Source organism: Acinetobacter sp. 25-47-130, assembly GCF_056779705.1.
On sequence record NZ_JBWYII010000002.1, the window covers coordinates 248,448 to 261,028 of the forward strand.

The 12,581-nt window shown below is 39.3% G+C and carries 11 protein-coding genes; 4 read left to right on the forward strand and 7 right to left on the reverse strand.

Annotated features, from left to right (window positions below):
- Window positions 1-27: 27 nt before the first annotated feature.
- Both AC1M83_RS04895 and acs read right to left on the reverse strand, forming a co-directional pair.
- Window positions 28-1,209: an acyl-CoA dehydrogenase family protein gene (locus tag AC1M83_RS04895; protein ID WP_481590144.1), complete on the reverse strand. Its 1,182-nt coding sequence runs from the start codon at window positions 1,207-1,209 to the stop codon at window positions 28-30.
- Window positions 1,210-1,358: 149 nt separating this feature from the next.
- Complete coding sequence (acs, locus tag AC1M83_RS04900) at window positions 1,359-3,302, reverse strand: acetate--CoA ligase (protein WP_092766504.1); 1,944 nt, start codon at window positions 3,300-3,302, stop codon at window positions 1,359-1,361.
- Between the two features lie 453 nt (window positions 3,303-3,755).
- Between acs and AC1M83_RS04905 the strand changes: the two genes are divergently transcribed.
- Complete coding sequence (locus AC1M83_RS04905; RefSeq protein ID WP_481590145.1) at window positions 3,756-4,739, forward strand: mechanosensitive ion channel family protein; 984 nt, start codon at window positions 3,756-3,758, stop codon at window positions 4,737-4,739.
- On the opposite strand, the gene AC1M83_RS04910 is transcribed toward AC1M83_RS04905, so the two are convergent.
- The 5 genes from AC1M83_RS04910 to prfB all read right to left on the reverse strand — a co-directional run bounded on the left by AC1M83_RS04910 (window position 4,713) and on the right by prfB (window position 9,522).
- Window positions 4,713-5,426 carry a 16S rRNA (uracil(1498)-N(3))-methyltransferase gene (locus AC1M83_RS04910; RefSeq protein WP_481590146.1) on the reverse strand — a complete coding sequence of 238 codons (714 nt, stop codon included), beginning with the start codon at window positions 5,424-5,426 and terminating at the stop codon, window positions 4,713-4,715. The genes AC1M83_RS04905 and AC1M83_RS04910 overlap by 27 nt on opposite strands.
- Window positions 5,427-5,437: 11 nt before the next feature.
- The gene (locus AC1M83_RS04915; RefSeq protein WP_481590147.1) at window positions 5,438-6,718 is read right to left on the reverse strand and encodes a 3-deoxy-D-manno-octulosonic acid transferase; all 1,281 of its coding nucleotides are present in this window, start codon (window positions 6,716-6,718) and stop codon (window positions 5,438-5,440) included.
- A gap of 98 nt (window positions 6,719-6,816) precedes the next feature.
- Window positions 6,817-7,881 (reverse strand): alkene reductase, encoded by a 1,065-nt coding sequence (locus AC1M83_RS04920; RefSeq protein WP_481590148.1) that lies wholly within the window; start codon window positions 7,879-7,881, stop codon window positions 6,817-6,819.
- Window positions 7,882-7,907: 26 nt separating this feature from the next.
- Window positions 7,908-8,210 (reverse strand): ArsR/SmtB family transcription factor, encoded by a 303-nt coding sequence (locus tag AC1M83_RS04925; RefSeq protein WP_035265803.1) that lies wholly within the window; start codon window positions 8,208-8,210, stop codon window positions 7,908-7,910.
- Between the two features lie 216 nt (window positions 8,211-8,426).
- Window positions 8,427-9,522 (reverse strand): peptide chain release factor 2 gene (prfB, locus tag AC1M83_RS04930; RefSeq protein ID WP_143047395.1). Its coding sequence is split into 2 segments (ribosomal slippage): window positions 8,427-9,449 and window positions 9,451-9,522, totalling 1,095 coding nucleotides; the frame shifts between segments, so codons are not numbered across the junction.
- Window positions 9,523-9,699: 177 nt separating this feature from the next.
- On the opposite strand from prfB, the gene AC1M83_RS04935 reads away from it, so the two are divergent.
- The 3 genes from AC1M83_RS04935 (at window position 9,700) to AC1M83_RS04945 (ending at window position 12,558) form a co-directional block, all read left to right on the forward strand.
- On the forward strand, window positions 9,700-10,551 hold the full coding sequence (locus AC1M83_RS04935; protein WP_051586529.1) for a putative porin: 852 nt from the start codon (window positions 9,700-9,702) through the stop codon (window positions 10,549-10,551).
- A gap of 289 nt (window positions 10,552-10,840) precedes the next feature.
- A complete protein-coding gene (locus AC1M83_RS04940; RefSeq protein ID WP_035265806.1) occupies window positions 10,841-11,623 on the forward strand; it encodes a putative porin in 783 nt (260 codons plus the stop codon).
- A 173-nt stretch (window positions 11,624-11,796) separates the two neighbouring features.
- A complete protein-coding gene (locus tag AC1M83_RS04945) occupies window positions 11,797-12,558 on the forward strand; it encodes a putative porin (RefSeq protein ID WP_035265808.1) in 762 nt (253 codons plus the stop codon).
- The last annotated feature ends 23 nt before the right edge of the window (window positions 12,559-12,581 follow it).

The window sequence follows — 12,581 nt, forward strand, 5'->3', positions numbered from 1 at the left end:
AGAGGCTTTTTTCATAATCCATTGGATCTAAGAGTAGAAACTTGGATCTGGAATTTTTCCAGTTAATGCCCACTCTCCGACTTCCTGATATTTATAATCAATTGGATCATGCAGGGTTTGGGTTCGTACATTACGCCAGAATCGATCTAAATTCAGTTTTGCAGTAGTCGCGCGTGCACCCATCACTTGAAAAATATTTTGTGTCACATAAAGTGAAGTATGAGTCGCTGCGATTTTGGCGGTGGCGATTGCAATTGAGGCTTCACCACGTTGCTCCGCAGTTAATGTTTCCCCTTCATCCCACGCCTTTTGTAATGTATTGATCGCTTTTTCCGCGAGCAAGCGCACACCTTCAAGTTGCACATAAAATTCGGCGAAATGCTTTTGGGTAAATGGATCATTCACCGCTTGTTCAACCAGTGATTTCGACCAAGCTTTTTGTGTTTGAACTGTCTCTTTCGCAACATTGAACGCTCCCTCAGCAACACCTAAAAATAAATGCACGAAAATCAGTTGAGCAATTAGCGGTCTCAAACTTGAATAAGGTGTACTTAAAGGACCGGGATTGAGGAGTAATTCATCCTTGCGAATTTTGACCTGTTCAAAATGACTGGTACCACTATCCGTTTGACGTTGCCCCATATTATTCCAATCTCCAAGAAAGCTCACGCCCTCTCGTGCTGTTGGAATCACGCCAATCAGTAACTTTCCATCTTCATTAAATCCCGAACAGAGCAAGATATCTGAATCAATTGATCCAGAACAAAAACTTTTATCACCATGGAAGATAAATTCTTCGTCAGAAACTTGTTTCGCGGTTGTTCTACGATCTAATGGATTTAACGTATTTCCCCAAAATAAGTTGTGTTTGGCGGTTTGTCTAAACCAATCTCCATATTGAGCTGGCTGTGCAAAAAGTTGTACCGTCGCTATAAGCAAATGATGAAAGCCATATACATGCGCAAGCGAACTATCGACTTGAGCAATGGTTTGAATGGTTTTAAAAATCGTGCTCCATGTTGCACCTTGCCCACCAAATTCTTTTGGAATAGATAAAGGCAATAAACCACTTTGTCGAATTAGATCTCGCTGAGCCTTTGGATTTCCACCCTGTTTGTCGCGTTCTGCTGCGGTCTTCGCAAACTCAGATGCAAGTATTTGCGCAGTCTCAAGTGGCGTTTCAGGGTTAAAATTTAGGGGAGAATTCATTGTTATATTCCGTATCGCATCTGCTGATAAGCTTAGCAGATCAACATGATTTGACTTATCACAATGCCTGCTTTTCTTATCACTGAACTAAAAATACCGCTAGTTGAACTAACGGTATTTAAAACATGACTTCGTCTGTTTAATCGGGATTACTGCTGTGATTTCACTTCAGCAATTAATTGATCCACGACCTGTGGATCTGCCAAAGTTGAGGTATCCCCCAAACTATCTAGCTCATTAGCAGCAATTTTTCTCAAAATTCGGCGCATAATCTTGCCTGAACGTGTTTTTGGTAATGCTGGCGCCCAATAAATTGCATCTGGTGTAGCCACAGGTCCTAAAACTTTTCTTACCCAACCTACTAGCTCTTTCCTGAGCTCTTCTGACTCTGGCGTATCTGCCTGTAAAGTTACATAGGCTGCAATCCCTTGACCTTTGACGTCATGTGGCATACCCACAACGGCTGCTTCTGCAACATGTTCATGTGCAACCAATGCACTTTCAATTTCTGCAGTCCCCAAGCGGTGTCCCGAAACGTTCAGAACATCATCCACTCGCCCCGTAATCCAGTAATAACCATCTTTATCACGGCGTGCACCATCTCCCGTGAAATAATTCCCTGGATAAGTTGAGAAATATGCCTCGATAAAACGATCTGGATCACCCCAAATGGTACGCATTTGTCCTGGCCAAGAATCTTTGATCACCAAATTACCTTCAGCCTCTCCTTCTAGCTCTTTACCATCAGCATCAACCAAAGCAGGTTGTACACCAAAGAATGGACGTGTTGCAGAACCAGGTTTAAGTGCAGTTGCGCCCGGTAAAGGCGAAATCATAAAGCCACCTGTTTCAGTTTGCCACCATGTATCTACAATTGGACAACGACTTTCACCAACTACGGTGTAGTACCAGTTCCAAGCTTCAGGATTAATTGGCTCACCGACGGAGCCCAACAAGCGTAAACTACTACGGTCACTTTCACGGATAAATGCATCACCTTCACGCATCATCGCTCGGATCGCCGTTGGTGCCGTATATAAAATTGTGACGTTGTGCTTATCTACAATATGTCCAGTGCGTGCCCAAGTTGGGTATTGTGGAACACCCTCAAACATCAATGTTGTCGTCCCATTTGAAAGTGGACCATACAACACATAAGAGTGACCAGTAATCCAACCGACGTCAGCGGTACACCAGAAAATATCGTCTTGCTTTAAATCAAATACTTCCCTAAAGGTAAAGTTCGCGTAAGTCAGATAACCGCCTGTAGTATGTAGCACACCTTTAGGTTTACCCGTTGAGCCTGAAGTATATAAAATAAACAGCGGATCTTCTGAATTCATCGGTTCAGGTGGACAGATATCTGTGACTGTCATGATTTCCATGTGATACCACAGGTCACGACCTTCATGCATCGTGATTGGGTTACCAGTACGATGTACCACAATGACATTTTGTACAGAGCTCGTCCCTTCAAGCTCCATCGCTGCATCAACGTTTTCTTTCAGTGGAATTGGCTTACCACCCCGCATGCCCGAGTCTGCTGTAATGATGACTTTTGCTTGGCTATCATCAATACGACTTGCTAAAGAATCTGGTGAAAAACCTCCAAACACCACGCAATGTACCGCACCAATACGCGTACATGCCAACATCGCAATGGCTGCTTCAGGGACCATTGGCATATACAGAACAACACGGTCGCCTTTGGTCACGCCATGCTTCTTGAGAACATTGGCAAAACGACAAACTTCATCGTGTAATTCTTCAAATGAAATAATTTTATGGCGTGATGGATGATCACCTTCCCAAATAATCGCAGGTTTATGTGGGTGTTCTTTTAAATGTCGATCGAGACAGTTTTCACTGACATTTAATTGGCCATCTGCAAACCATTCAACTTTGTAATTCTCTTTATCAAAGTTGGTATTTTTGACTTGTGTAAAAGGCTTAATCCAGTCTAGTTTCTTGGCTGCTTCGGTCCAAAATGCTTCGGGGTTTTCAATAGATGCTTTATACCGCTCGAAATATTGCTCTTCATTGGTTCGTGCAGTTTTTTTAAAAACTTCGGGTACTGGATATATTTCATTCATAATTCGCATCCTTGATTTATGTTTCTCATCTCGAGAGTTGTCTTGATCATACTGATCATTTTTTGTCTTATATCTTGAGTATGACTATACTTTAAAATTTCAAACAATCATGCTTTGGTCGTAGACTGAGCATTCATTTATTTCAAAAGTTATCCGTATCTTCTTGCTAATTGAACAACCTAAAATATCTAACAATCAATGATCCGAATCATTGCTGATCATCATTCCTAAGCAAGTAAAATCTGTCGTTGTCAAAAAACTCCATTTTTTTATCAATAAATACCATTTCGATTTTTTTGTTGGACAAGGTGCTGAATGTTTATAAAAACATGCAATTTTTTTGTTATTTTCAGTTTATTCAATGAATAAAAATGACGATAAAACCTGCGAACGTGATTTTTATTCACTGTATTTTCAGGCAAAATGTAAACATTCAATACATTTGGAACACTCGTGGCTGAACAACAAAATTCTTTGAGTCAGGTGGCTCAAGGTACGACTCAACTTCTACAAGATGCAAGTGAGAAAACGGCTCAAACCGTCATTGCACATACTGCGAAATACAATGATGCATATACCACCATTGATAAAATCATGGATGGCTTTTGGGAACGAATCCCTTATATCTGTATTGCTTTGATTGTATTTACCTTATTTTGGTTGTTGTCTAAGCTGTTCAAATTATTTGTCAGAAAAGCACTTTCAGAGCGTTCATATGCCAAACAAAATTTAGTGCTCGTCCTCAACCGCGTCGGTAGCTCTTTTATTATTTTCTTTGGCTTCTTAATTGCGATGGTTATTGCAATTCCAGGGTTTACACCTGGACAGCTGATGAGTGCACTGGGGATCGGATCTGTCGCAATTGGTTTTGCATTTAAAGATATTTTTCAAAACCTGCTCTCTGGTATCTTAATTCTACTCGGTGAACCCTTCAAAATTGGCGACGATATCATTGTGAATGGTTTAGAGGGGACCGTTGAAGATATTCAAATTCGTGCAACCTACTTACGTTCACCTGATGGTCGCCGTATCGTCATTCCCAACGCAACGGTTTATACCAATGCAGTTACTGTTAATACGGCATATCCACGTCGTCGTTGTGAATTCGTGGTCGGTATTGGTTACGAAGATGATGTTCAAAAAGCGAAAGATATTATTTTGAGTATTTTAGACCGGGATCAACAAATCCTCAGTCAACCTGCATTTAGCGTGAATGTCTCTGCCTTAGCTGATTTCTCAATCAACCTCACTGTACGTTGGTGGGTGAATACGGGTGAAACTGCGACATCTACATCTATTAGTTTAGTTCAAGAAAAAGTGATTCAAGCTTTTGCTGAACATGAAATCTCGATTCCATATCCAGTTCAAGAGGTTAAAGTCTATCGCGGAGATTCTTCACAAGAAGATGAATCACCACGTGCTAAACAGACGACCTAACACATAAGGAATCACCGTCTCAGTACGAATAATTCGGTTGCCTAAGCTGACAGCTTGGCAGCCGTTTTTTATGAGTAAATCAATCTCATAAGGAATATAACCACCTTCAGACCCAATCAATATCGTACACGGGTGCTCAATCGCATGAGGCATACTGTGGGTTGCATAAGGATGTGCTACATAAGCTGGTCGTTCAACGGAAATCATTTGAGGAAGAACATCTTCCACAAAAGGTTTAAAGCGTTTATATATTTCGATTTCAGGTGGAAATGTATCACCCGCTTGTTCTAAGCCCAGTTGAACATAGTGATTAATTTGCTGTAAAAATGGTGTTTGCCAATAGCTTTTATCCACCCGATAGCTGTGCAGCAAAATGATTTTTTCTACGCCTAGAGTTACAGCATCTTGAATCAATCGTCTCAATACTTTCGGTCTAGGCATAGCAACGATTAACGTTACAGGTAGTTTCTTCGGCACAGGCTCTTCATAAAGTGGCTGAATTAAGATTTTCCTTTCAGAAATTTCTATGACCTCAGCTGTATATCGACCAGCACCTCTAATACCAACCTTTAAAGTATCTCCAATTTTAATATCAAGTTGATGCTTCAGATGCTCAATTTGGCGTGCTGATTGAATCGTCCAGAGGTCATCCTGTGCTGATGCAGGATCAAGCAATACAATATTCATATATTTAAAAACTAAAGGTATTGATTCAGGACATGAATATGTTTTTGCAACGACCCTGTATTCCGTTGCATGATCTGTTGAGCCTGATTTTGTACTGCTAAAATCGTTTCATCCTGAGATAAGCACTGAATAAGATGATTCACCACCTCTTCCGTAGTTTGACCGATTAGAATCCCTTTTTCTTCCACAAATTCATCGACAATGGTTTGAAAGTTAAAGTAGTTCGGTCCAATCACAGTCGGGACATTGAGTGATATTGGCTCTAAGATATTATGTCCACCGCCAGGTTCATTTAATGATCCACCCACAAAACTTGCTTGGCTCAATGCATACCAAATCCACATTTCACCCATACTATCAGCAAGATAAACTTGTGTATCAGCCTCAATGATTTCACCTAAACTACGTCGATGCATTTTTAACTCATGACTTTGAATGGCTTGTGCAACTTCATCAAAACGTTCTGGATGACGTGGTACAATAATCAGCAAGACGGCAGGATGATCATGTAAATAATCTTTAAACTTAGATAACAGATTTTTCTCTTCAGGATGATGTGTGCTTGCAATCGTAATAATTTGGCGTGCTTGCAAATCCCAATCTTGATGAATTTGTTGCGCTTTCAATAGCATTTCTTCAGGCGCATGAATATCAAACTTAATACTACCCACTGTTTGACTATGCGCTGTAGCAGCACCTAAAGCCCTAAATCGATTGAGTGAAGCTTCATCTTGAGCCAAAAGTTGAGTCAGACCGCTGAGCATAGGCTGAGTAATACTTGGTACTTTGGCGTATCCTTTTGCTGACTTTTTAGATAAACGTGCGTTCACCAAAAAAGTGGGTATTTTATTAATTTTCGCCTGATCAATTAAATTGGGCCATAGTTCCGTTTCAACCAAAACCAACATTTTAGGTTGATATTTTTTAAAAAAAGCACTGACTAATTTTTTTTGATCTGCAGGTAAATATACTGCTTGAAAAAGGTCTACATATGGTGCTTTTGCAAATAAGGATTTAGCTCGAGCCTGACCTGTTTTGGTGGTATTCGTAACCAACACAGCATACCCAAGCTTTAAATAATGTTCTATCAGAGGTTGTGCAGCATTGGTTTCTCCAACTGAAACCACATGAAACCATATCGCATTAAGATTTTTTGGAGATTGAAACGGACCGAAGCGCTCTAAGCACTCTTGATGAAATTGCTCAATATTGTCTGTTCGCTTTTTTATACGCCATTTATAAATTGGCTTTAATAAAGCCAATGCTGCGTTATACCAAAATGGAGTTGTCAAAACGTAAGACCTCGAGCATTCTTAAAAAAATAGGGCATGACCACGAAGTTGAGATCATACCCTGCGAATTTTTTCGGTTCAAATACTTATCTTAAATTTCAATTTCCTTGTAAAAAAGGATAATCGATATAGCCTTCAGCCACATTCGTCCCGATCATATTTTCTAACTTTAATTCATTCAAAGGAGCATTCTGTACCAAACGCTCATATAAATCAGGATTGGCGATATAATCTTTACCAAAAGACACTGCATCAGCTTGACCTGAAGTGAGAAGTTGTAAAGCATCCTCTCGACTTAAACGCATATTGGCAATAAAAGGAATACCTTGTCCACGCGCTTTTAATTCTTGACTAATACTGTCTTCTGCCAAATATTCACGTGTAAAGAAAAATGCAATGTTTCTTTGACCGAGTTGTTCTAACACATAACCAAAAGTTTCACGTGGATCATCATCACCCATATCGTGTTCATCACCACGAGGAGCTAAATGTACACCTACTCGACCAGCACCCCAAACTTCAATTAGCTCATCCACGACTTCTAACAAGAAACGCGCACGATTTTCCACCGAGCCACCATATTCATCTTCACGCTGATTGGTTTTCGATTGCAAGAATTGATCAATTAAATAACCATTCGCCGCATGCAATTCCACACCATCAAATCCTGCCTCTTTAGCACGAATTGCTGCTTGTTTATATTGCGCTGTAATCGCATGAATTTCAGAAATTTCTAATGGACGTGGCAAGACATAAGGACGTTTTGGACGCAACAAACTGACATATCCGGCTTGTTGAACAGCACTCGCCGAAACGGGTATATCACCCTTCAGTAAATCTGGATGTGACACACGTCCAACATGCCAAAGCTGAGCGACAATTAAGCCATTTTTTTCATGAACAGCTTGGGTTACTTTCTTCCACCCTTCCACTTGAGCATCAGTGAATAATCCTGGCGTATTTGAATAACCATTCGCCTCCTCAGAAATTACGGTAGCTTCTGAGATAATTAATCCACTACTTGCACGTTGCGCATAATACTCAGCCATCATTTCTGTTGGTACACGATCATCTGTCGCACGACTACGCGTTAAAGGTGCCATAACCACGCGATTTTTGAGCTTTAATTCACCAAAGACTACTGGGCTACTAAAATCAGTCATTCATTTATCCTCTTCACTCATTATCGTTAGAGTGATTGTTGAAGGTGTTCTGCAAAACTTTTTATCAGTGCTTCATTACGAGAAAAATAAGACCATTGACCATGCTTAGTAACATGAACCAAACCTGCTTGTTGTAAAACAGATAAATGATTAGACATGGTTGACTGAGATACATCTGCAATTTTTTCAATCTGTCCTGCACATACGCCACGACTAAAATCTTGCACGCACTCATCTTGTGGAATAAAGCGCTCTGGATCTTTTAAACATTGTAAAATTTGGCGGCGTATCGGGTTCGATAAGGCTTTAAAAATTGCTTCAGTATCCATCTCATTTCACTCAAGTTAATGATCTGCACTGTGCTGAACTCATTATATCGATTTTTATAGATATTAATATCGAATTATTACGATATTTAACAAATCGAGTTTATGAATGACTGTGCCGAATAATTCTGATTCTAACATTGAACTGATTTAATCTAGCAAGCTTCGTGCTAGAACAAAAAAAAGCAGGGCTTTTGCCCTGCTTTTTTTTAAAAATGATTAAAGCCCTTGTTTCAAACTAGCTTCAATAAATTTATCAAGATCACCATCTAACACGGCACCCGTGTTTGAGTTTTCAACGCCAGTACGTAAGTCCTTAATACGTGAATCATCCAACACATAAGATCGAATTTGGCTCCCCCACCCAATATCCGATTTAGAATCTTCTAGTGCTTGAGCTGCTTCATTACGCTTATTCATTTCCAATTCGTACAATTTAGCACGAAGCTGTTTCCAAGCATGATCACGGTTAGCATGTTGTGAACGCTGGTTCTGACAAGCCACCACAATTCCAGTTGGTGCATGGGTTAAACGCACTGCAGAATCTGTTTTGTTAATGTGCTGACCACCTGCACCTGAAGCGCGGTATGTATCCGTACGGACATCTGCTGGATTGATCTCAATTTCAATGTTGTCATCAATTTCTGGAGACACAAAAACCGCTGAGAATGAAGTGTGACGACGGTTGCCTGAGTCAAAAGGTGATTTACGGACTAAGCGATGTACACCTGATTCAGTACGTAACCAACCATAAGCATATTCGCCTTCTACACGAATAGTTGCCGATTTAATCCCAGCTACATCACCGTCAGATTCTTCCATTAACTCAGCTTTAAAGCCATGACGCTCAATCCAACGTAAGTACATACGTAATAGCATAGATGCCCAATCTTGAGCTTCAGTACCACCTGACCCCGCTTGAATTTCGACATAGCAAGGATTTGGATCCATTGGATTACTAAACATACGTCTGAATTCAAGTTTAGCCAGTTCAGCCTCAGCTGAATCAAGTTCTGCTTGAACATCTGCAAGCATTTCTTCTTCATCCGCTTCTACAGCAAGATCAAGCATCGCTTGTGCATCATCAAGTTGTGTTGCTAAACCATCTAAAACATTTAAAACGTTTTCGAGCTCACCTTTTTCTTTCGCCATCGCTTGGGCACGATTTTGATCATTCCAAATTGCTGGATCTTCAAGTTCGCGGAGAACCTCCTCTAAACGCTCTTTCTTTAGATCGTAGTCAAAGATACCCCCGTAGTGTTTGACCACGTTCGCTCAAGTCTTTTAGCTGGAGAAGATAAGGATTAATTTCCACGGTGTAGATCCTAAATATGTCTATATCAAAATTGCCAATATTTTAACACAGCCAAGTAAAACTTGAGAGTTTGCTTTTTTATTCAATATTCTCTTGACCATTGTTTAGTTATTATTAACAATACATTTAATTATTAAAAAATACTTACTTTATTTTTACAACAATAAGCAGAGACTTATGAAAATGAACAAAACCTATTTGGCTTTGGCCATCCTCCCTTTGACAACTTCAGCCATGGCCTACCAAGCTCAAATTGATGCTGGATATACCTATTTTGACCATGATAGTCTCAAGGTTGATTATCACGGTGTATTTGAAACAGAAGGTACTTATTACTTCAAAGCAGTTGATACTGAAAATAAACCACTTAATGAGGCTGCATTTCTTGGCCACCATAATCGCGTTTCAGCGAAATATAGTTTTCAGCATATTAAAGACGATAAATTGTATATAAATGAAACAGTTGCGCAAAGCAAACAAGAGCTGCACGGCTATTCAATAGGGGGAGAATATTATATTGATCAACTGTACTTCACAGGTGAGGTCGGTCGTCAACATTATAAAGTGGAGTCACGCTCAAGCTCACTAAACGGTTCATCTCATGCTAAGCAGCGTTTCGATCTAACCACCTATAGAGCTCTCGTTGGTTATACTCCTATTCAAAATTTACTGATAGCAGCAGGTATTAATGCTTATAAAGGTGAAGGCTTTGATGAAAATGCTTTTGCTTTAAAAGCCAAATATGTCACCCCATTAGACCAAAATGGTCAATATCTCAATTTAGAATTGGATGGTAGCTTTGGACATGATATTGATTCGATTACATTTGGTGGGGATTATTATTTAACTCAACGCTTAAGCCTAGGTAGTGCTTATACGCGAGATACGAATAGCACTAGTAAAATTCATAAAGACGAATACCAATTACGTGGCAAATACTTTATCAATAATAACCTCTCTCTTGGGAGTATTTTAAGATTCAGTGATGATGAAGATAAGTTTAATATAAACGGAACATATCGATTCTAATTCCATTCAACATGGGGAAGTAGCAGTGCCAAAACTGCTACTTTCGTTCAAATTGCATACAATTCATATTGAAAAGCAACATAAAATGACTAAAACACCTTATCTTTCACATGAATTAACATGATTTTTTATTTTTTAAAATCAATAATTTAAAGTTTTATTTTTACATAAAAATTACACAAGATACATTACTGTTACTTTTGCTTGATTGATCCTTCATGATTTTCCCCTACACTGAACTTGTAACAAAAAATGTATTAACAACTAACTCTATTGAGGGGAAGTATCCATGAAAAAATTAGCAATCGCGTCTGCGCTTCTTTCTGCTTTAGCTGTAACTGGAACTGCAAATGCATATCAAGCTGAAGTAGGTGCTTCTGCAGGTCTTATCGATCCTGATAATGGTAGTACAAGTGGTTCATTTGGTGTTGATGGTACTTATTATTTCCAACCAGTTCAAACACGTAATGCTCCACTAGCTGAAGCTGCATTCCTTGATCGTGCAAGTAATGTAAATGCGAAATACCAATACAGCGAAGTTGGTGATGATGAAAGACATCAATACGGCGTAGGTGTTGAATACTTCGTACCTAATTCTGATTTTTATGTAAGCGGTAATGTTGGTCGTGATGATCGTAAATTTGATATTGGACCTGATTTTGATGAGACAGTTTATGGTGCTGAAGTAGGTTATTTGCCTGCACCTGGCTTATTAATTGCAGCAGGTCTTAAGGGTTACGATAACGACTATGATGATGGTGTTGACCCAACATTACGTGCTAAATATGTAACTACATTGTCTAACGGTAAAGATATCAACTTAGAAGCTGGCGCTGCATTTGGTGACCTTGATGAATATAATCTAGCTGCTGATTACTTCATCGATAAAACTTTAAGTGTTGGTGTAGATTACTATAGTAAAGATACTGGTCCTGCAGATACAAACGAGTTTGGTGTAAGCGCACGTAAATTCTTCACACCTCAAGTCAGCTTAGAAGGTCGTGTAGGTTTTGGTGAACTTGCGAATAATGATTACAACAAATTCGGTTTAGCTGCTAAATATCGCTTCTAATATCTTGATTAAGATTTAATGTTTCTTAAAAGCCCATCTTAATGATGGGCTTTTTTTGTGCAAAAACCTGATGGAATGTCATTTTATGTACATTGACTCATCCCCTTTTGTTCTTACAATAGAAACTAGCTGTCACAAAACAGTCATATTTCTATAACAAAGAGAGTCAATATATGTTTAAAAAAATTACACTTGCGACTGCACTTATTGCAAGCTTAGGAACTGCACATGCGTATCAAGCTGAAGTTGGGGCTACAGCCAAATTGATCGATCCTGATAATGGTAGCAATTCTGCAGGTTTTGCGCTTGATGGCACATATTATTTTAATCCTGTTCAAATCAAGAACTCTCCATTAAACGAAGCTGCATTTTTAAATCGTTCAAGCAACGTGAATGCACAAGTGTCTTATGACGACTTTGATGTAAACGAATATTGGAATTATGGTGTTGGAGTTGAATATTTTGTTCCAAACACTGATTTCTATCTAAATGCCAATATTTCTCAGGAAACTGAAAAAGCTCCGAATACTCCCGACTTTGATATAACTTTCTATAAAGTTGAAGCTGGTTATTTCTTAGCACCATCTTTATTGGTCGCAGCTGGTTTACGTGGTTGGGATCATGATTATGATGATGGCATTGACCCTACTATTCGAGCAAAATATGTCACTCAAATTGGCGCAAACGATGTGAATTTAGAGGCTGGTGCTGCATTTGGTGATTTAGACGAGTTCTCTTTAAGAGGCGATTATTACATTGATAAAACACTCAGCGTGGGTGTCGACTATTTCAATCAAGATTTCAACGGCGGATCTTTTGATGAATTTGGTGTAAATGCTAAAAAATTCTTCAATCAGCAAGTAAGTGTCGAAGGTCGAATTGGTTTTGCAGATGACGGTAATACCTTTGCTATACGTGGTGCATACCGCTTCTGATCTTTGAGTGCTAAAAACCGCTC